Source organism: Hymenobacter fodinae, from assembly GCF_004745825.1.
Classification (GTDB): Bacteria; Bacteroidota; Bacteroidia; order Cytophagales; family Hymenobacteraceae; genus Hymenobacter; species Hymenobacter fodinae.
In genome coordinates this window covers 186,055-206,190 of sequence record NZ_SRLA01000003.1, presented here as the reverse complement: position 1 = coordinate 206,190, position 20,136 = coordinate 186,055, and the positions used below count along the sequence as shown (strand labels likewise).

Below are 20,136 nucleotides of genomic sequence, written 5' to 3'. Positions count from 1 at the left end.
GCGACTCGGCCGCCAACTGTCATAGGCTATCCATTTCATCACTGCACCACTGTTGGCCGCGCTTTTTAAACGCTTTGTTCGGGTGCTGGCGTTTCTGGCAGTAGCGGCCTTTAGCGTACGTATGCTCACGATGGTGCTGCCCTATCTGAGCTTTGAGAAAGGCATCCTGTTCCTGACCACGAAAGCACAGGCCATCAATGATAATCCGTGGTTTCGGGTGGGCTTTTACGTGCACATCACCAGCAGTTGGTGGGTGCTGGTAATCGGGCTGCTGCAGCTGGTGCCGGCCTTGTACCGCCGCTGGCCCCGCCTGCATCGGCGGCTGGGGCTGGTGTACGTCGGAAGCATTCTGGGTTTGGCGGCCCCGTCGGGGCTGGTGCTGGCCCTGTATGCCAACGGTGGGCTGTCGGCCAAAGTGGGCTTCACGCTGCAGTGCGTAGTGTGGTGGCTGGTAACGTGGCAGGCCTACCGCGCGGCGCGACAGCGCCGCTGGCTGCCGCACGCCGAGTGGATGCTGCGTGCCTACGCCGTTACGCTGGCCGCCATGAGCCTGCGCCTGGAAAGCTACGGCCTCTACTACTTCTTCCAGACCAAACCCATTGAAACCTACCTGACCGTAGTGTGGCTGTCGTGGGTGGGCAACCTGCTGCTGGCCGAGGTGCTGGTGCAGGCCGGGCTAGCACGGTGGTACCTGCGGGCTTTCGGACCGTTGGCAGGTGTACAAGCGACTAAACAGCAAACGGCAGTTGCAGCCGGTATATAGCAAGTTGTATATTTCAGAAGAAATTTGCAGCTCTACCTTATCCATTGTTTTCGATGCGTTACGCTACCGCTACCGCCCTTTTGCTGACCCTACTGTCTGCTTGTCAGCAGAAACCTATTAGCACTGTTTCTCCGCCTGCTGCTGAACCCGCAGTGTCGCCCAAACTAACTGTTACGGCTCTATCAACTGTTCCACCGGCTTTATCAGCGGAAGAGCAAGCGTTTTTCAAGGAGTACAACCTGAGTGCCCTTATTGCCAAGGAACCGGACGATTCTGAGATAATGAATGGGTTTTATGGTGCTGACCACTACCGCATTGAGTTTGCGATGCTGGATGTCCGGCGAGACCCGGCCAATCCGCTGCACTATTTCGTGAGGGGTAAGAACCGATTCAAGAAGGCAATTACCCTATTTGAAGGCGATATTGAATTCACGCAACTAGGGAGCCAAGCTCCACTCACAAAAGCTCCTGCTTACTATTCTTCCAAGCAGGGCAAGGAGTATATCACCGAAGCCAACACGGTTAACGCATACTCCGCGCTTGGTACGTTTACTCTGCGGGAAGATGCCAGCTATAAAGGAGCCGGCGTGTTCAAGGGTGAGGTAATAGTGGACTTTTCAGTAAGTGAACGGGGCGAATTAGCTCCATTCACTCGGGATGATAAGCAAAACACTCGCGGTGGCTGGGTGCTATTCCAGGGCACTTGGACAAACCCCGAAACCAAGCAGCCAAAACCTGTGCTGTGGGTACAGAATATCTTCCTATACCAGCAGGATATCTTCCGCGACTTCACGATTGGGGAGCGGGACCCGGATTTCAACCCCAAATACGCCCGGCTGGGCTGGGATACCTACTGGCAAAATGATGAGTGGTGGGCCGAGCCTGGTACAACTATCGCTCAGGAACCCAATACGGCTGAAGCAGATCCTGACTCTGCATCTGCTGAGCTCTAAAAATTTGCTAGAGGTAGACTTAGCACGATTAGGTTGGGGTAGGTTAAGAGGGTGCCAAGTGTAGCGCACCATTTGCCCAGAATACTCACCAAATATTTTTAGCAAAAATTTCAGCTAATTGAATTAGTATTCGCGTAGAAGCGTTCGTATCTTCGTGAGCCGGTAAATCTTTGCCGATGAAGCCCTTCTCCCGGCTCCCCGCGTTATGATTAACACTAACCTCAAATTCTGGCGGCGCGAACTGGCCCTTACGCAGGCCCAGATGGCCGAAAAGCTCGGTATCAAACGCTCCTTGGTAGGCGCGTATGAAGAAGGCCGCGCTGAACCTAAGCTAGCCACGTTGGTAAACATGGCCCGCCTGTTCAATATCTCATTGGACGCGCTGGTTACCACCGACTTTAGCAAAAAGAAGAACGCTAAAGCTGCCCTGCAGCTTCAAGCGCAAACGGCTGCTACGACTGAGACTACCGCAACCCGCCCCGGCGGTAACCTGCGCATTCTGGCCTTGACGGTAGATAAGGAGCAGAACGAAAACATCGAGTTGGTACCTCAGAAAGCCGCCGCCGGCTATCTGAACGGCTACGCCGACCCCGAGTACTTAGAAGAGCTGCCGAAGTTCCGCCTACCCATGCTGGGTACAGGAGGAACTTACCGCGCCTTCGAAATTGCCGGTGACTCCATGCTGCCTATTGCCAGCGGCACCGTAATCGTGGGCCGCTACGTGGACGACTGGATGAGCATCAAGGACGGCACGCCTTGCATCGTGGTAAGCAGCAAAGAAGGTATCGTGTTCAAGCGCGTGTTCAACCGGTTGAAAGACAACGCCATGTTGGCCCTGCACTCCGACAACCCCCTGTACTCGCCCTATCAGATTGATGTGGAAGATGTAGTGGAGATCTGGGAAGCCAAAGCCTATATCAGCAGCACGTTCCCTATCGCCGATCTTTCGCTCAACCGCCTCGCCAGCATCGTGCTTGATCTGCAGCAACAGGTGAGCACCATGAAGAAAGTATAGCCTGAAGTGGCCTAGGCCACTTCACGGAGGTGGAACTACTCGAAATGCCCCAGCACTATTTATAGTGCTGGGGCATTTGCTTTATGCTGAATGGCTGTGATAATCGTTGAGACTTGGGCCTATTACCAATAACTTAAGAAGTAGCATTTGTTGTGAGATAGTTAGGTCGGGGTAGGCCCATATATTATCGTAGATGCTTGCCTTAACTTACGCATGCTGCTACGCGTAAGCCCTCTGCAACAACTCAACCCTACACACGATGCTCAAGCTCATTCCCGCCACCGACCGCCACCACGCCGCTCCGGTGCAATGGCTCAATAGCTATTTCCTGTTCAGCTTCGCCGACTACTACGACCCTGACAATTCGCAGTTTGGCCCGCTTCGGGTGTTCAACGATGACACAATTCAGGGCAACTCGGGTTTTCCCCAGCACCCTCACTCTGAAATGGAAATCGTGACGTTAGTACTGGATGGGGAGCTGGTGCACACTGATACTGCCGGTAACAAAGCTACCATTAAGAAAGGAGAAGTGCAGCGTATGACTGCCGGCACTGGCCTAGCCCACTCCGAAACCAACGGCACCGACAAAGCGGCGCACATATATCAACTATGGTTTTTGCCGAACCAGAAAGGTTTGTCGCCTAGCTACGAGCAGAAGGACGTAGACTTTCTCGATAAGAAAAATGAACTGGTACCGCTCGTTTCGGGGCAGAAGGTTCTGGAAGACGTGGTGTATATGAACTCCAACTCCACGATTTACTGGTGCAACCTGAGCGCCGATAAAACCGTGACGTTTAAGACGTTCCCTATACGTAGCACATTCATCTATGTGAAGGAAGGCAACCTCTACATCAACGGCGTCGATATCGGACCCAACGACCAGGTGCGCTCCACCGACGAAAACGTGCTGGAAATAAGAGCATCCAAGGATGCTCAGTTTATCCTAATTGACCTGCCAAGCTCAGCAGCAAACTATTAGTTTTCTGCTCGCAATGCAGAATGTAAACAGCAACGGCTGGGCATTTGCCCAGCCGTTGCTGTTTGTGAAAGGGCACCTTACATAGTGTATTTACGGCCTTTGTTCTGCTGCTTCAGGTAGGCCATCAGCGGCTCGAAGTACTCGACCATGGCGCGGGCCGAGAGATCTTCGCCGGTTTTTTCCTTTAGCACCATGCGCCAGTCCTTGCTGGCCCCGGGGCGCATGATATCGGCCAGGAACTGGCCTACCTCTTTGCTGCCGTAGTAATTGGTGGCGTGTGGGTCCTGCTTCAGGATTTTCTTGGCGATGTGGTCGTGGAGCTGGAACAGAATGACATACGACAAAGCATAGTCATAGTACTGAGCCGGGTCGTCGTTGATGTGGGTCTTAGTGGCCGGGTCGAGGTATTGCTCGCCGCGCGTGGTAGGTGGCACAATGCCTTGGTACTGCTTGGCCAGTGCCCACCAGCGGGCGTTGAGCTGATCGGCGGGCAGCTTATCGGCGTAGAAGCTGTTCTCCCACTCACTCATCACGCCTGAAGCAAACGGGATGAAGACTGCGTAATTCAGCGCTTCCTTCAGCAGAGTTTGGGTCTGGTCGGTTTGAGACTTGGCATCTACCAGGCCTAGGCCAGCCAGGAAGGGTTTTTGCGTAGCGGCCAGGCCCATTAAGGAGCCCATAGCTTCGTGGTAGCCGCGGTTGGCACCTTGGCGCAGGAGCACAGGTACCTCGGGATTGGCGTAGGTGAGGTAGTAGTAAATGTGGCCTAGCTCGTGGTGGGTAGTTTCGTACCACTCGGTGTTGCCCTCCACGCTCATAAGGCTGCGCACGTCCTGGTTCAGGTCCATGTGCCAAGCCGAGGCGTGGTTGTTCTTCTTGTAGGTAGCACCTTTGGGCAGAGGATAGAGGCTGCTCTTCTCATAGAAGCTAGTGGGCAGGGCCGGGAAGCCCAGGCTCTGATAGAAGCGCTCGGCCTGCTTCACCTGCCATTCAGCGCCTTTTTTTGCCAGCACCGGGTCGAGGTTGAGGCCTTTTACTTCCACCATAGCGCTCCAGTCTTGGCCCCAGCGGTTGGGCAGCCAGGAAGCAGGCAGGTAATCGGGCACCTGCTTCACGCCATATTTCTTGGCCAACTCGTAGCGGGCGTAGGTGTGCAGCTCACGGTATAGGGGGCGCAGCTCCTCATTGATTTTGCGCACCAGCGTCATCATTTCCTCCCGGCTCATGCCGTAGTCGGAGGCTTGGTAGGAGAAGTAGTCGGGGTAGCCGAGGGCCTGCACGGTCTGGTTGCGCAGGTCGCGCAGGTTGAGCAGTCCTTCCTTCAACGTAGGGCCAATGGCTTTGCTGGCTTCCCAGATCTGTTGGCGCTTCAGCGGGTTCTTCTCCTTGCGCAGCAGCTCGTCGAGGTCGTTGGTAGTAACGGACTTGCCTTGGTATTTATAGTCGAAGCCGTAGAGTTTTTCCGTCTGCTGGGTTTCGGCCTTGATGCGGCGTTTTACTACGTCGGCAATGGTTTGGGGTGAGTTGGCGGCGTTATACAAGGCTGTCTGAAGCTGCTTCACCTGCAGCTCCGTGAGGTCCTGTTTGTGCTCCAACAGCTCCCGTAAGCGCTGAATATTCGCGGCCGAGCCCGTGAATGCCGCCATGCGCTCATTGGCCCGGGCCGTGGCGCCCGAGTTGGCGGTGTCGCCGGCTACAATGTGGGTGTTGGAGCGCCATTCTGCCTCGCTCGACTGAGCGTAAAGGCGCTGATACTCCGTGGAATATTCTTTCAGGAAGGCATCTGCTTGCTGCTGCCAGTTAGGTGCGACTGGTTGGGCGGCGGGCTCGGGAGCAGTAGTAGCAGGCGCGGTAGTAGTTGTTTGAGCAGTGGGGGCACAAGCCGTAAGCACGGCGGCCGTTAGGGTGGGTAAGAAGTATTTCTTCATGGAAAAGGAAGAGGTAAGGCTTGGAAGAGTACCAACGGCGAAGGTACGTAGCCGCAAGGTTTTCTGCGCCGAACTAAGCAGCATCCGTTGTAGTTTCGCCAGTATGCATGCCGCACTTATAACCCCCACTCAGGCCGGCTTGGTGTACGCCGCCGACTTCCTCATCCTGCTCCTGCGTTACGGACTGTTCGCGGGAGTGGCCTACTGGGTTTTCTGGCGCTGGAAGAAGGCTCGCTTCCAGCACCGCCGCATTCAGCCGCGCTTCCCCGAGCAAAATCACATCCACACCGAAATTCGCTATTCCGTACTCACCTGCCTGATTTTCGCGGCGGTGGGTGTGGGCATTTTCTGGGCGCGGCAGGCCGGCTACACCCGAATTTATACCAGCGTAGGCCAGTACGGGTGGCTGTACCTAGTGGGTAGTACCATCCTCGCCATTCTGGCCCACGATACCTATTTCTACTGGACGCACCGCTTTATGCACCTGCCCGGCGTGTACCAGCGCGTGCATCGCATCCACCATTTATCTACCAATCCGTCGCCGTGGGCGGCCTTTGCTTTTCACCCGCTGGAGGCCGTGGTAGAAGCCGGCATTTTCCCGCTGCTGGTGTTTCTGCTGCCCCTGCACCCCATTGCCCTAGTCGCTTTCCTGACCTATATGATGGGCATGAACGTGCTAGGCCACCTCGGCTATGAGCCATACCCGGCCAAGTTCCTGCGCACTCGCTTCGGGCGACTGCACAACACTAGTACCCACCACAACATGCACCATCAGTTCGTGAAGGGAAACTACGGCCTGTACTTCAACTGGTGGGACCGGCTCATGGGCACCAACCACGCCAAGTATCAGGAGCGGTTCGAGAAGGTTGCTAGTAACCCACGGGAAGCCGCTAAGGCGGAAGTTGCCTAGTATAATTACTCCAAAAGCCCGTCATCCTGAGCTTGCGAAGGATCTTCTAACATTAGAACAACTGGCCTAGCGTCTCGTACTGTCGTGACAAGATCCTTCGCAAGCTCAGGATGACGGGCTTTTATGATAGCTGCATCAGCACGCGAGATGTCTCGGCAAGCTCGACAGGACGTTCTATTTTGGTTGGGCTGATTGTAGTATCTCAACCAGTGGGGCCTAGGCCACTTCTGCCGCTTGCTTTTGCAGGTGGCAGTCTTTGTACTTCTTGCCACTGCCGCAGGGGCACGGGTCGTTGCGGCCGAACTTGCGGCGGGAGCGGAGGCTTCGTATCCATTCGCGTGGGTCAACGGCAAAGCGGAGGAAGCGCTTTTTAGGATTTTGGCGAAGGGCCCGGCTCAACAGCTGGTAGAGCTCAGGGTGGTTTTCCTGCAGCTTCTCGGGCTTCTCAAAGAAGTACTCCGTCACTACGGCAAAAAACTCGGCCTCATTGGTACCCGCGTAGTTGTTGATTTCTGAGTTGCCGGCCCGGATGGCGGCTATTTCGCGCTGCATCACGGCTTCCCATTCCGGCCGTAGCTCGGCGGGAAGGGCCACGCCCGGCACGCCATCGATTACGCCATCGGCCTCGTCGAGCAGGTGCGCAAACTCATGAATGCCCACGTTCTGCTTGTCAAGGGCATCTTTGAAACCCTGCTCCAGCGAGGCTTTGGAGAGGCGCATGTAGTGAGACGTTTGGAAGCCCTGCACGCTGCCGAGCAAGGTGCCTTCCAGGCCTACGTATTCTTTGTTAGGGTCGCGCTGCTGAGTCCAGGCGTCGGGCACTACCAGCACTTCGCTTAGGTTGCTGTACTCCCAATCGGGAAAGCCGAATACTGGAATAACCGCCGACGCGGCCACCAGCACCCTAGTGGTATCATCAATGTCGGTTTCAATGCCCGTCACGCGGGTTTGGGCCAGGAAAACCTGGATCTTTTTCTCGAAACGCTGCTTGTCGTTGGTTGTGAGGGAAAGATAGAAAGCTACGCGTTCAGCCAGAATCTGGCGCCAAGTGGACGGAAACTCTTCGGCCAGCGCCTGCTGCTTCACCCGGGAGTCGCGGGTGACGTAACGATAGAAAAGAAAGGCCACTACTGCGACGATAATGGCAAAAACAAGGTATTGCATGAGCCGCTAAACGAGGCCTAGGCCCAGAGGTTGTACCGGAACCGCGCAGCTAGGCCACCTAGAGTACACCAAGACCCAAATGCTCACGCACCCGCTCCCGAAGCAGGTCCTGCAGAATGTGGTCCATGAACTGGAATTTGTCGGGGATGCGCAGGTTGATGATGCGCTTGCCTTCCAAGGCATCCCCGAACTTTTGACGCAGAATGTCAGTGTGCTTGCGTTCCATCACCAGCACCACATCGGCCCAGCCTAGGTGTCCGGCCGTAACCCGCACGCGGGCACCTGGCTCGGTACCCGCCGAGCGGGCCTCGCAGGTGGGGTGATTGTCAAACAGCCGTTCGGCCGTGAGGCTGCGCCAGCGGTTCTGGCTGCAGATAAACAGTAGCTTAGTAGGCGCGAAAGAGTCGGGCAAGAGGCAACGAGTGAGGTAGAGAGAGTAGCAAGTTAGCCGGTTCGGCTGTTTACCGCGCATTGGGTCATTCCAGGCGCAACCGCGTAGCACCAACCTGATAGCTGAGCCGTATACTTTCTCGGAAAGGCTACCGCAGCAGGCTTAAAGCAGGATTTGATTGGAGGTTGCCGAGAAGATTGATAAGTTAGTCTTTCCGCACGCTCATGTCCTCGTTCCGCTCATCTTCCTCCAAACCCCACCAGCTGTACGCCGCCTGGACCGACGAGGACCTGGTACGGGCGCTGCGGGAAGATGATAAACGAGCATTCGCGGAAATATATGAGCGTTACTGGGAGCTGCTGCTGGGAGTGGCCTACCGCAAGCTCAACTCGCGGGAAAGTGCGGAGGAAATAGTACAAGATCTGTTTGCCACGCTGTGGCTGAAACGCCACGCCCAGGACATTCATACGCTGCAGCCCTATTTGCTGCGGGCCGTGAAATACCGGGTGATAGATGTGTTGAAGGCCCGCCTAACGCAGGCCACCTATCTGGAGCGCAGCCGCCTACGCATTGCGCCGGAAGATCATAGCACGGAGGAAACCGTAGCTGCCGACGACCTCTCTCTAGCTCTGCTGGATAGCCTCATGCAGCTGCCCGAGCACACCCGCGAGGTATTTCGCCTAAGCCGGCTGGAGCATCAGTCGGTGCCCGAAATTGCGGTGCGCCTGAATATTTCCCGCAAAACCGTGGAATACCACCTCACCCGCGCCCTGAAAGTGTTACGGGTGAGCCTGCGTGATTTTCTGGTCATGCTGCTGCTCTACTGGTGGTAGTACCACGGCCTAGGCCACTTTGCTGCCAATGCTCTTGATTGCCCCTACTTGCTGATTTTCAGCGGTGAGTGAGCTTTAACTCACGCGGCAGGGCATCTTTTTAAGAAAATTTTTAATGATAGGCTAGGGACGCAGCCGAGTTAATCGACTGTATCAATAACCCGCCTGTATCCAGCTGAAAAGCTATGAAGCAAACTGACTTACTCCACCTCTTGCAGCGCTATCAGCAAGGCGAGTGTACGCCCGAAGAAGAACGGGTAGTTGAACAATGGTATAGCCTGCTAGGCCACCAGCAGCCCCCCCTTACGCTGACCCCAGCTGAGCGCGAACAGCTCCGGGCCGAACTCTGGGAGCGAATCGAAGCCAAATCCCTCGACGCGGAAGATTTGAGTCCGCCGGTTGCGCGACCCTGGTACGCTGGGGGCATACGGTGGGCGGCAGCCGCCGCCCTGGTACTAGGCCTGGGCATCGGGGCTCAGCAATGGCTAATACAACCTGGCGTAACTCCGGCAGCCCCGGTGGCTATTGCTCAGCAAGCCACCGAGTGGCAACTGTTTGTGAATACCACGGCCCAGTCTCAACTCATTCAGCTTCCCGATGGGAGTACCGTGCGGGTTTCGCCCCAGGGACAGTTGAAATACCCACGTCGCTTTGCCACCACTCACCGCACGGTGCACCTGAAAGGGGAGGCCTTCTTCGATATCCAGCCCGATAAGGCGCATCCGTTCCGGGTGTACACCCACAACGTGGTAACCACGGTGCTAGGCACCAGCTTCCTGGTGCGAGCCCCGGAAGGCACCGCGCCGGTAGTGGTGAAAGTGCGCACGGGGCGGGTGCGCGTAAGCCCCCGGGATGAAGCCCCCGCAGCAGCAGCTTTGCCAGCGGTGGTCGTGCTGCCCAACCAGCAAGCCGTGTACTCTCCGGTGCGCCATAAGTTGCAGCGGGAACTAGTAGCCCAGCCGGCCCAGCTGGCGGCGCAATCCTTTGTCTTCGACGACCGGCCCGTGCCGGAGGTGTTGGCGGCCCTGGAAAAAGCCTATGGTGTGCGCATAGCCTACGATGCCGCGGCCTTAGCTACCTGCACTGTGACCCTGAACCTGCAGGATGAGTCGCTCTTCGCCAAGCTGGATGTGCTCTGCAAAGCCCTAGGGGCCTCTTATGAGAAGCAAGATATCCGCATTCTGTTCCGCAGTGCCGGCTGCGCACCCCGGTAAGTTCAGCCTATTTCCCACCTAGTTTCCCTGCCTATGGTCTGATATCCTGCTTGCAACGCGCTTTTGCGGCAATGGCAATTCCCCTTGGCCTTCTAGCGGCGGCCAGTTTGCCAGGCCGCGGCAGTCATGGTGCTGCCACCAGGCATTTCACTAAATCCCACCTTACCCATGAATAATCCCCTACACGTTCCTTCTTCTACTCTGCTGTCGCGGGCTGCCCTCATACAGCCGTTGTGTATCACCCTACTCAGCAGTAGCATTGCCACCGCCACCACTCTCTCGTCCTCGGCCCAGCAGTATCTCGAGCAGCCCATTACGCTCCAGGCCCAAGACGAGACCATGCACGCGGTACTCACCAAAATTGAGAACCAGACTAGCATTCGTTTCCAGTACAGCCGTCAGCTGATTGGGGCCGGTCGGCGGGTGTCGATTCAGGCCGAGGGCCAGCCCCTGGGCAAAGTGCTGCACACCCTCTTCGACCCCTTGCATATTGCCTACGAGCCTCTCCCCAGCGGCATCGTGCTCAAGCCCGCGGCCAGTAGCACCGCCGACGTTACCGTAACGGGGCGCGTGGTAGATGAGAAAGGCTCGGCCATGCCAGGGGTGAACGTAGTAGTAAAAGGAACCGCCATTGGCACCCAAACCGATGTCGACGGCCGCTATTCCGTCACGGCCCCGGAAGGTGCCACCCTAGTATTCTCCTTCGTAGGGTACACGGCGCAGGAAGTTGCTATTGGCGGCCGCACCACCATTGATGTTTCCTTCGCGGCCAACCAGTCGCAGCTTAACGAGGTGGTAGTAGTAGGCTACGGTACGCAGCAAAAGCGCGATGTAACCGGCTCTATTGCCTCCGTGAAAGGAACTGAGCTGGTAAATCAGGCCTCCCAAAACGCCGTCAGCTCCTTGCAGGGCAAAGTAGCTGGCGTGCAGATCACTAACAATGGCCAGCCGGGTTCTTCGCCCCAAATTCGGGTGCGCGGTACAGGTTCCATCCTGGGTAGCGCCAATCCGTTGTACGTGGTGGATGGCACCTTTGTAGATGATATCAGCTTCCTGAACCAGGACGATATTGCCTCAATTGAAATCCTGAAGGATGCCTCCAGTGCCGCTATCTACGGGGTGCGCGCTGCCAACGGCGTAGTGCTGGTAACCACCAAGCGCGGCAAGGCCGGCGCCCCCCGCATCAATTACAATGGCTTCGGGGGTATTCAGCGCATCACCAACAAGGTGAAAATGGCCAATGCCTCTGAGTATGCCACGTTAATAAACGAGCGGACGAATGCTCAGACGCTAGCCACCAACCTGCCCAGCACTGATTGGTTTGATGAGATTTCGCGCACCGCCGCCATCCACAACCACCAGCTCAGCATGTCGGGCGGGTCGGAGAAGGTGACGTATAACGTGAGCGGCAGCTACCTCAAGCAGCAGGGTATTGTGCGCAAGAACGACTACGAGCGTATTACGGCCCGCCTGCAAACCGATTACAGCGCCACCGACCACATTAAAGTGGGCTACAGCGCCATCTTCCAAAACTTCCGCTCCACCGATATTCCGGCTAATACGGTATTCTACCAGGCGTTCGTGGCGCCGCCTGTGCTGCCCGTCTTCAAGGCCAATGGCAACTACGGCGACCCAGCCGACTTCCCACTGGGCAACTTTGCTAACCCGCGTGCCACCATCGACCGGTATAATCAGAAGTCGAACGGGCAACAGTTGGTAAGCAATATCTACGCCTCGGCGAATTTCCTGAAAGCCCTGACGTTTCGCACCAGCTTAGGCATCAACTACGGTATTTCGCAGTACCGGACGTACCAAGCCAAGGACTCGCTGACCACCACGCAGTTTGCGCAACGCAGTTCCTTAACCTCAGCGCAGGGCCGCAACACGCGCTGGCTATGGGAAAACACCCTAACCTATGACAAAGCTTTCGGAGATGGTGACCACCGCCTAACGGCCCTGGTGGGCATTGCTGCCCAGCGCGACCGGTTCAGCCAGTTTATTGGCTCGATCAACGACGTGCCATTTTATAATGAGTCGTCGCTGTACCTAGGCCTAGGCACCGCCAGCACGGCCCGCATTGAAACCCCCGCCGACGCGTACACCTTCGCCTCCTACTTTGGCCGCGTCAACTATGCCTTCAAAGACCGCTACCTGCTCACGGCCACGCTCCGTTTCGATGGCTCGTCGAAGTTCTCTAGCGACAACCGCTACGGTGCCTTCCCATCAGTAGGGGCGGGCTGGGTTGTAACGGAGGAAGATTTCCTGAAAGATCAGACCGTTCTCAGCCTGCTGAAGCTACGGGGGAGCTGGGGCCGCTTGGGTAACAACAACATCCCCTCCAACATTGCCATTCAAACGGCCGCTATTAACTCGCCTGGGTACACTGCTATTTTCGGCAACCAACCGTACCCGGGCAGCAACATCAACTCATTGGCGCAGCGGGTGCTAGACTGGGAAACTACCACGGAAACTGACCTAGGCCTGGACTTAGGTTTCTTGGAAAACCGACTAACGGCAACCCTTGATCTATATAACCGCCGCACCACGGACGCTATCTTCTCGATTCCGATTCCGCTATCGGGCGGGCAAGTAACGGCCCGCACCACTGGCAACTTTGCCACGCTGCGCAACCGCGGGGCCGAGCTGACGGTGGGCTGGAACACCCAGGCCACTGAAAAATTCCGCTACAACGTAGGCTTCAACGCCACCTACAACCAGAACCGAGTATTGGACCTGCAAGCAATTGGGGCTGACCTACCCAGCGGTAACCTGCCGGTAGGTGGGGTGCAGACGACTATTACGCGGGTAGGGGAGCCGCTAGGTTCCTTCTATGGCTACGTAGTTGATGGCATTTTCCAGACCCAGGATGAGGTAAACAGCTCGCCACAGTCGGGCACCGGGGCCGTCCCAGGCTCCTTCCGCTACCGCGACCTGAACGGCGACGGCCGCATTAGTGCCGACGACCGCAGAATTATTGGTAACCCCAACCCCAAGTTTAACTATGGCGTGAACGTGGGCTTCAATTACGGCAGCTTCGACGTGGCGTTTGATGTGCAAGGAGTGGCCGGGGTCGACGTGTACAATGCCAACAAGGGCGTGCGCTACGGCAACGAAAACTTCACCAAGGACTTCTTTGACAACCGCTGGAATGGGCCGGGTACCTCCAACAGTTACCCATCTGCCCGCCTGAGCGGTACCGACCTGAATGCCAATACCTGGTACGTGGAGAAGGGCGACTACATCCGCCTGCGCAACGTGCAGGTAGGGTATACGCTGGCAAAGTCATTTGCCAATACGTTGCGCGTGCAGGGGATCCGCTTCTATGCCAACGCCCAGAACCCCGTGACCCTATTTAAATACAAGGGTTTCACGCCGGAAATAGGGCAATTGGGTGGCTCACTTGGCAACACTGCTCAGGGCATCGACCTGAACGTGTACCCGTTGTCGGCGACCTACAACCTGGGCGTGAACGTAACCTTCTAACCGTCAAAAACTTCCCACCATGTATAGCAACTTTTCATTCCTTAAGCGCAGCATCCTCAGCGCGCTGTGCGTAGCAGGCCTAGCCGCGGGGCTGGGTGCTTGTAAAGACTCCTTCCTGGATGTAGAACCCCAGGGGCAGCGCCGCGACACCCAGTTCTTCACTAATCAGGAGGAGGCCGTTCAGGGCGTAAACTCTATTTACGGTAACCTACGCAGCTGGCCGCTGGTGGCCTTTGCGCACCTAGCTATAACCACGGTTACGTCTGACGACGCAGACAAAGGCAGCGTACCCGGCGACGCGGCCTTCCTGGATGAATTCGACAACTTCGTTTTCGCACCTTCCCAAGGCATCCTCAACGACTACTGGGGCGGGCAGTATCAGGGCATCAATCTGTGCAACCAGGTTCTGGCCAACGTGCCTAACATCAATATGGATGCAGCCCTGAAGAACCGCCTGCTAGCGGAAGCTAAGTTTTTGCGCGCCTATCATTACTTCAACCTAGTGCGCGCCTATGGTCGAGTGCCGCTAGTATTAAGCCCGGTTACCAATGCCAGCACGCCGGACGAAATCAACCCAGGGCAAAGTTCACCAGAGCAAGTGTACGCCCAGATTGTGACTGACCTCACAGAAGCAGGCGCCGTGCTGCCAACAACTTATGCCGCCGCTGACCGGGGCCGGGCCACCAAAGGTGCTGCCTTGGCTATGCTGGCCAAGGTGAAGATGTACCAGAAGCAGTGGGCTGATGTGTTGTCGCTGACCGACCAAGTGATAGGCCTAGGCTATACGCTGGCACCCAACTTTGAGCAGATGTTTCGCATTGCCGGTGAAAACGGGCCAGAGTCCATCTTCGAGATTCAGGCCCAGACCATTGCGGGTAATTGCGATGCCTCCAACAGCCAGTGGGCCGAGGTGCAGGGTGCCCGTCCGCAGTACGGTTGGGGCTTCTTTATTCCATCTGCCGACCTGGTGGCTGCCTTCGAGCCCGGCGACTTGCGCAGAGATGCTACCATCCTGTACCGGGGCGAAACCACACCCCAGGGCGACGTGATTTCAGCCGCCTCCGCCAACCCATATTACAACCAGAAAGCCTACGTGCCCTCGTCGGTAGACCGCTCTTGCGGCTATGGAAAAGACCAGAACGTCCGGATTCTGCGCCTGGGCGAGGTGCTGCTCATCAACGCCGAAGCCGCTAACGAGCTAGGCCAGACCACCAAAGCGCTGGCGGCCGTGAACCGGGTACGGGCCCGCGCTGGCCTAACAGCCCTCACCACCACCGACCAAGCCGCCCTGCGCCAGGCCATCTGGAAAGAGCGACGCTTGGAATTGGCTTTGGAAAATGGCGACCGGTTCTTCGACCTGGTACGCCAGGGCCGGGCGGGCACGGTGCTACGCGCCCAGGGTAAAAAATTTGTGGATGGCAAAAACGAGGTGTTTGCCATTCCGCAGCAGCAAATCACCATTACAGGTGGTAAGCTGACGCAAAACCCTGGCTATTAATCTTTACTGCAGAGAAGCCCCGGGGCTGCTCACCAGCTCCGGGGCTTCTTTTTTCCGACGCACGTGCGCTGGTATGGTCTGGAAGCTACTTAACAGAAATATGTTCTTGGGGTTAGGATTGCTGGTGGCGTGCCAACAGTCTGGCAACGATGCGCCCGCGCCCCAGCCAGATCCGACGCCTCCCGTGCCTGCGGTAAGCGATGTTGCCGCCGACCGGGCCTTGCTGAACCAGGTGCAGGAAGCTTCCTTTCGTTACTTCTGGGACTACGGCCACCCTGTGTCGGGGATGGCGCGGGAGCGCACCGGTTCCGGCGAAACTGTAACCAGCGGCGGTACGGGCTTTGGGGTGCAGGCAATAGTGGTGGCCACCAGCCGGGGCTGGATTACGCGCGCTGAGGCTGTGACCCGTGTAGCGCAAATCTGCTCGTTTCTAGCCCGCGCCGACCGATTTCATGGGGCCTGGAGTCACTGGATCAACGGGAGTACCGGGGCGGTTATTCCCTTTAGTACTCAGGACGATGGCGGCGACTTAGTAGAAACCTCCCTGCTGCTGAATGGCCTACTGATTGCCCGCACCTACTTCAACGGCACCGACCCGGCCGAAACTGCCCTGCGCCAACAGATTACCCAGCTATGGGAGAGCGTGGAGTGGAACTGGTACGCCTCACGCGGAGATGGACAGCTCTATTGGCACTGGAGTCCGCGCTACGGTTGGGCCATGAATCTGCCCATTCGGGGCTGGAATGAATGCCTGATTACCTACGTACTGGCCTTGGCTTCGCCCACGCACCCTATCATGCCAGCCGCATACCAAAGCACCTGGGCCGCAGGCCTGAATACGACACCGGCTAGCTATGAAGGGTATCCGATGAGCATGGGACCAGCTTACGGCGGCCCGTTGTTTTTTGCTCACTATTCCTTTCTGAGTCTCGACCCTCGGCAGATGCAGGATCAGTACGCCAATTACTGGCTGCACAACGTCCGGCATACGCTAATCAACCGGGCCTGGTGCCTGTACTCGGCGCCGAAAAGCTATGGGTACTACGCCAGCTCCTGGGGTCTCACCGCCTCCGACGACCCCATGGGCTACCGTGCTCACCAGCCTACCGACGACAATGGCACCGTGGCTCCCACGGCCGCGCTGTCGTCGATGCCTTACACACCTTATTACTCCATGCTGGTACTGCGCAACCTGTACGGCACCAGCCTGGGAGCCGTAACCGGGCAGTATGGCCCCTTCGATGCCTACAACCGGAGTCGGAGCTGGATTGCCAGCAGCTTTCTTGCTATTGACCAAGGTCCGATAGTGGTGATGCTGGAAAACTACCGCAGTGGCCTACTGTGGCAGCTGGGTCGCAATACTCCGGAGCTGCAGACTGGCCTACGGCAGGCGGGCATTCAGGCGCCAACCTACGAAACTGGCTTCGGCCTCAGTGTGTCGGAAGCGCGCACCAACCAACTGGATTTATTGCGCCATCCCGATCTGAATATCTACACGATTGATGTGACGTTGGCGGCGGCCGGTACCGCCACGTTGGAACTGCTCAACGCGGCGGGGGCAGTTACAGAAACCATCTGGAATACTGAAGCAAAAGCCGCTGGCATACACGCGGTGCGCTTCGGCACAGCTGCCACTACTGGCACCTACACCTTGCGCCTACGCACTGGCTCGCTGACCAAAGAGCTAAACGTAGTGCTGCGCTAACCACCATTCTCCCACCCATGAAGCACTCTTTCCTACTTACGGCGCTTGCCCTGCTGCCAACTTTAACCTGGGCCCAGCAGAAGCCTGCCACTAAACAGGCGCCGGCCACCACAACAGCCTTCGACGCCCGGAAACGCCCAAAAAATCTCTCGGATGAGCAACTGCTGGATCTGGTGCAGCGCCAGACGTTTCGCTACTTCTGGGACTTCGGGCACCCGGTGTCCGGCATGGCCCGGGAGCGGAGCAACCGCTCCTTCGACTATGGCGACGAGGTGGTGACTACCGGCGGCACAGGTTTTGGCATTATGGCCATCATTGTGGCGGCGGAGCGCAAGTGGATTCCGCGGGAGGAAGCGGCGGCCCGCATCTACAAAATCGTGCGGTTTCTAGAGAAGTCGGATTCCTTTCATGGGGTGTTCCCGCACTGGCTGAATGGAGCATCGGGCAAAACAATTCGCTTCAGCCAGAAAGATGATGGCGGTGACCTGGTGGAAACCTCTTTTCTGTTTGAGGGGCTGATTTGTGCCCGCCAGTACTTCACGGGGGAAAGCAAAACTGAGAAAGATTTGCGCAACCACATTCTCTGGCTGTGGGAAGGAGTGGAGTGGAACTGGCACCAGCAGGGCGGCCAGAATGTGCTGTATTGGCACTGGAGTCCCAACAACGGCTGGAGCATGAACCACCAGATTCACGGCTGGAATGAGTGCTTGATTACCTATGTGCTGGCCGCCTCGTCGCCTAAGTACGCCATCGACAAGAAGGTGTACGACCAAGGCTGGGCCACTGGCAACTACTTTAAAAACGGCAAGGAGTTCTACAAAACCACCTTGCCGTTGGGCTTCGACTACGGCGGGCCGTTGTTCTTCTCGCACTACACGTTCCTCGGCCTCGACCCGCGTGGCCTCAAAGACCAGTACGCCGATTATTGGCAGCAGAATCAGGCCCACACCCGTATCAACTACGCGTACTGCGTTGATAACCCCAAGAAGTACAAGGGCTACGGCCCAAACAACTGGGGCCTGACCGCCTCCGACAGCTACCGGGGCTACGCGGCGCACTCACCCACCGAAGACCTGGGGGTGATTTCGCCCACAGCCGCCCTGTCGGCCATGCCGTATGCGCCCCAAGAGTCGATGGCGGCACTCAAGCATTTCTATAATGACCTCGGCGACAAGATATGGAGCGAGTACGGCTTTGTGGATGGTTTCAGTGAACACCACAACTGGTACGCCAAGTCGCACCTAGCCATTGACCAGGGCCCCATTGTGGGCATGATTGAAAACTACCGGACAGGCCTACTCTGGAAGCTGTTCATGAGCAGCCCCGATGTGCAGCGTGGCCTCACCAAGTTGGGGTTTGAGAGCCCGCAAGTGAAGAAGTAAGCAGCCGCAACTCTGACCCGCCATGTTGAGCGTGGTCTGCGCATCTCTACTGTCGGCTGCCTAGTGGCCTAGGACCGCGCCGCAGCAGCAGAGGTGCCGCGGCTGCGCTCCGCATAGCGTTCCTTTTCCATCCGCCCCACCCATTCGTATGCCTCGTTTTCTGCTCCTGCTTGTTGCCGTGCTGCTAGGCCTGTCTGGCCGGGCGCAGCCAACGTCCAGCCCCGGCCAGCGCACGTACTGCAACCCCCTAAACTTGGATTACGGCTACACGCCCATCCCCAACTTCGCGGAGGCGGGTCGGCACCGAGCCACCGCCGACCCAGTTATCACCTTATACAAAGGGGACTACTACTTGTTCAGCACCAACCAGTGGGGCTACTGGTGGAGCCCGGACTTGTATAACTGGAAGTTTGTTTCGCGCTCCTTCCTCAAGCCCCAGCACAAGGTCTACGACGACTTGTGCGCCCCCGCCGTGTTTGTGCTGGGCGATACGCTGCTGGTCTACGGCTCAACCCAGGAGAAGAATTTCCCGATCTGGATGAGCACCAACCCTAAGGCCAACGAGTGGAAAGAAGCCGTGGAGCCCTTCCAGATTGGCGCCTGGGACCCGGCGTTTTTCCTCGATGATGACGGCAAATTGTACCTCTATTGGGGTAGCAGCAACGTGTATCCGCTCTACGGGCAGCAAATCAGCCGCAAAACCTTCCAGCCCATCGGGCAGCGTAAAGAACTATTCGGCCTCAACGACAAACAGTTTGGCTGGCAGCGCTTCGGCGAGTACTTAGATAACACGTTCCTGGACCCGTTTATGGAGGGCGCCTGGATGAATAAGTATCAGGGCAAGTACTACTTGCAGTATGGCGCGCCTGGTACTGAGTTCAGCGGTTACGCCGATGGCGTGCAGATAAGTGACAAGCCGCTAGGCCCCTTCACCCCCCAAAAGCACAACCCGTTCGCCTATAAACCCGGTGGTTTCGCCCGGGGCGCGGGCCACGGCAACACCTTTCAGGATACCTGGGGCAACTGGTGGCACCTCTCCACCATGGTGATATCGGTAAAGAACAATTTCGAACGACGCCTAGGCCTGTGGCCGGCGGGCTTTGATAAAGATGGCGTGCTCTACACCAACACCGATTTCGGCGACTACCCTCATTACTTGCCCGCCGGCCCCGAAGACCACCTTAAAAGCCGGTTCACGGGCTGGATGTTGCTCAACTACCAGAAGCCCGCGCAGGCATCATCCACACTCGGCGGGTACTTGCCCAATTACGCCGTTGATGAAAGTATAAAAACATACTGGAGTGCTGCTACGGGCAATAAGGGTGAATATTTTCAAACCGATTTGGGGGCCGTAAGTACCGTTCGCGCCATCCAAATCAACTACGCCGACCAAGATGCTGAGTTCCTCGGCAAGCAGCAGGGTACTTATCATCAGTACAAACTGTGGGAGTCAAAAGACGGCAAGAAGTGGAAGCTGCTCATTGATAAAAGCCGCAACCAAACCGACGTGCCCCACGACTATATTGAGCTGGCTAGGCCAGTGCAGACGCGCTACCTCAAACTCGAAAACATCCATATGCCTACGGGTAAGTTTGCCCTGAGTGGCCTACGAATTTTTGGGCAGGGGAGTGGTGCGGCACCCAAGCAAGTAAAAGGTTTTGTAGTATTGCGCACCGAGAAGGATAAGCGCAGTGCCTGGCTAAAATGGACTCCTTCCGACGATGCTTACGCCTACAACATTCACGTTGGCGTAGCGCCCGACAAGCTCTACAGCTGCATAATGGTGCACGGAGCTTCTGAATACTACTTCAAAGGCATGGACAAAGACCTGCCGTACTACTATACCATCGAAGCCATCAACGAAAACGGCGTTTCGTCACGCACTCCTGTGTTGGAAGTGAAGTAGCGTTGAAGATTG

At 57.0% G+C, this 20,136-nt stretch carries 15 protein-coding genes; 12 read left to right on the top strand and 3 right to left on the bottom strand.

From position 1 onward, the window contains the following. Window positions 1-52 precede the first annotated feature (52 nt). The 4 genes from EU556_RS14810 (at window position 53) to EU556_RS14795 (ending at window position 3,710) form a co-directional block, all read left to right on the top strand. Window positions 53-763, top strand: coding sequence for a DUF2306 domain-containing protein (locus tag EU556_RS14810; protein ID WP_245327688.1), 711 nt, complete (start codon window positions 53-55; stop codon window positions 761-763). 53 nt (window positions 764-816) lie between these two features. Further along, window positions 817-1,716 carry a hypothetical protein gene (locus tag EU556_RS14805; protein ID WP_135434928.1) on the top strand — a complete coding sequence of 300 codons (900 nt, stop codon included), beginning with the start codon at window positions 817-819 and terminating at the stop codon, window positions 1,714-1,716. A 205-nt stretch (window positions 1,717-1,921) separates the two neighbouring features. After that, window positions 1,922-2,731 (top strand): XRE family transcriptional regulator, encoded by an 810-nt coding sequence (locus EU556_RS14800; protein WP_135434927.1) that lies wholly within the window; start codon window positions 1,922-1,924, stop codon window positions 2,729-2,731. Window positions 2,732-2,990: 259 nt separating this feature from the next. After that, window positions 2,991-3,710, top strand: a complete 720-nt coding sequence (locus tag EU556_RS14795) for a pirin family protein (protein ID WP_135434926.1) — start codon at window positions 2,991-2,993, stop codon at window positions 3,708-3,710. 77 nt (window positions 3,711-3,787) lie between these two features. Here EU556_RS14795 and EU556_RS14790 read toward each other — a convergent pair whose 3' ends face one another. Beyond that, window positions 3,788-5,638, bottom strand: a complete 1,851-nt coding sequence (locus tag EU556_RS14790; RefSeq protein WP_135434925.1) for a M2 family metallopeptidase — start codon at window positions 5,636-5,638, stop codon at window positions 3,788-3,790. Window positions 5,639-5,741: 103 nt separating this feature from the next. On the opposite strand from EU556_RS14790, the gene EU556_RS14785 reads away from it, so the two are divergent. Beyond that, window positions 5,742-6,548: a sterol desaturase family protein gene (locus EU556_RS14785; protein ID WP_135434924.1), complete on the top strand. Its 807-nt coding sequence runs from the start codon at window positions 5,742-5,744 to the stop codon at window positions 6,546-6,548. 216 nt (window positions 6,549-6,764) lie between these two features. On the opposite strand, the gene EU556_RS14780 is transcribed toward EU556_RS14785, so the two are convergent. Then, window positions 6,765-7,712 carry a M90 family metallopeptidase gene (locus tag EU556_RS14780; RefSeq protein ID WP_135434923.1) on the bottom strand — a complete coding sequence of 316 codons (948 nt, stop codon included), beginning with the start codon at window positions 7,710-7,712 and terminating at the stop codon, window positions 6,765-6,767. Window positions 7,713-7,770: 58 nt separating this feature from the next. Beyond that, a complete protein-coding gene (locus EU556_RS14775) occupies window positions 7,771-8,124 on the bottom strand; it encodes a low molecular weight protein tyrosine phosphatase family protein (protein WP_135434922.1) in 354 nt (117 codons plus the stop codon). Window positions 8,125-8,327: 203 nt separating this feature from the next. On the opposite strand from EU556_RS14775, the gene EU556_RS14770 reads away from it, so the two are divergent. The 7 genes from EU556_RS14770 to EU556_RS14740 all read left to right on the top strand — a co-directional run bounded on the left by EU556_RS14770 (window position 8,328) and on the right by EU556_RS14740 (window position 20,124). After that, window positions 8,328-8,936, top strand: coding sequence for an RNA polymerase sigma factor (locus tag EU556_RS14770; RefSeq protein ID WP_135434921.1), 609 nt, complete (start codon window positions 8,328-8,330; stop codon window positions 8,934-8,936). A 185-nt stretch (window positions 8,937-9,121) separates the two neighbouring features. Further along, window positions 9,122-10,150: a FecR family protein gene (locus tag EU556_RS14765; protein ID WP_135434920.1), complete on the top strand. Its 1,029-nt coding sequence runs from the start codon at window positions 9,122-9,124 to the stop codon at window positions 10,148-10,150. A gap of 168 nt (window positions 10,151-10,318) precedes the next feature. Then, window positions 10,319-13,633 (top strand): SusC/RagA family TonB-linked outer membrane protein, encoded by a 3,315-nt coding sequence (locus tag EU556_RS14760; RefSeq protein ID WP_245327685.1) that lies wholly within the window; start codon window positions 10,319-10,321, stop codon window positions 13,631-13,633. Between the two features lie 19 nt (window positions 13,634-13,652). Further along, window positions 13,653-15,131 (top strand): RagB/SusD family nutrient uptake outer membrane protein, encoded by a 1,479-nt coding sequence (locus EU556_RS14755; RefSeq protein WP_135434919.1) that lies wholly within the window; start codon window positions 13,653-13,655, stop codon window positions 15,129-15,131. Window positions 15,132-15,231: 100 nt separating this feature from the next. Continuing rightward, a complete protein-coding gene (locus EU556_RS14750; RefSeq protein WP_245327683.1) occupies window positions 15,232-16,836 on the top strand; it encodes a glucoamylase family protein in 1,605 nt (534 codons plus the stop codon). Window positions 16,837-16,853: 17 nt separating this feature from the next. Further along, the gene (locus tag EU556_RS14745; protein WP_135434918.1) at window positions 16,854-18,218 is read left to right on the top strand and encodes a glucoamylase family protein; all 1,365 of its coding nucleotides are present in this window, start codon (window positions 16,854-16,856) and stop codon (window positions 18,216-18,218) included. 148 nt (window positions 18,219-18,366) lie between these two features. Then, window positions 18,367-20,124 (top strand): family 43 glycosylhydrolase, encoded by a 1,758-nt coding sequence (locus tag EU556_RS14740; RefSeq protein WP_135434917.1) that lies wholly within the window; start codon window positions 18,367-18,369, stop codon window positions 20,122-20,124. Window positions 20,125-20,136: the final 12 nt, after the last annotated feature.

Excerpts from the sequence above, each read along its gene's own strand:
- EU556_RS14805 (WP_135434928.1), top strand. The coding sequence starts at position 817 with ATGCGTTACGCTACCGCTACCGCCCTTTTGCTGACCCTACTGTCTGCT.
- EU556_RS14800 (WP_135434927.1), top strand. The coding sequence starts at position 1,922 with ATGATTAACACTAACCTCAAATTCTGGCGGCGCGAACTGGCCCTTACG.
- EU556_RS14795 (WP_135434926.1), top strand. The coding sequence starts at position 2,991 with ATGCTCAAGCTCATTCCCGCCACCGACCGCCACCACGCCGCTCCGGTG.
- EU556_RS14790 (WP_135434925.1), bottom strand. The coding sequence starts at position 5,638 with ATGAAGAAATACTTCTTACCCACCCTAACGGCCGCCGTGCTTACGGCT.
- EU556_RS14785 (WP_135434924.1), top strand. The coding sequence starts at position 5,742 with ATGCATGCCGCACTTATAACCCCCACTCAGGCCGGCTTGGTGTACGCC.
- EU556_RS14780 (WP_135434923.1), bottom strand. The coding sequence starts at position 7,712 with ATGCAATACCTTGTTTTTGCCATTATCGTCGCAGTAGTGGCCTTTCTT.
- EU556_RS14770 (WP_135434921.1), top strand. The coding sequence starts at position 8,328 with ATGTCCTCGTTCCGCTCATCTTCCTCCAAACCCCACCAGCTGTACGCC.
- EU556_RS14765 (WP_135434920.1), top strand. The coding sequence starts at position 9,122 with ATGAAGCAAACTGACTTACTCCACCTCTTGCAGCGCTATCAGCAAGGC.
- EU556_RS14760 (WP_245327685.1), top strand. The coding sequence starts at position 10,319 with ATGAATAATCCCCTACACGTTCCTTCTTCTACTCTGCTGTCGCGGGCT.
- EU556_RS14755 (WP_135434919.1), top strand. The coding sequence starts at position 13,653 with ATGTATAGCAACTTTTCATTCCTTAAGCGCAGCATCCTCAGCGCGCTG.
- EU556_RS14750 (WP_245327683.1), top strand. The coding sequence starts at position 15,232 with ATGTTCTTGGGGTTAGGATTGCTGGTGGCGTGCCAACAGTCTGGCAAC.
- EU556_RS14745 (WP_135434918.1), top strand. The coding sequence starts at position 16,854 with ATGAAGCACTCTTTCCTACTTACGGCGCTTGCCCTGCTGCCAACTTTA.
- EU556_RS14740 (WP_135434917.1), top strand. The coding sequence starts at position 18,367 with ATGCCTCGTTTTCTGCTCCTGCTTGTTGCCGTGCTGCTAGGCCTGTCT.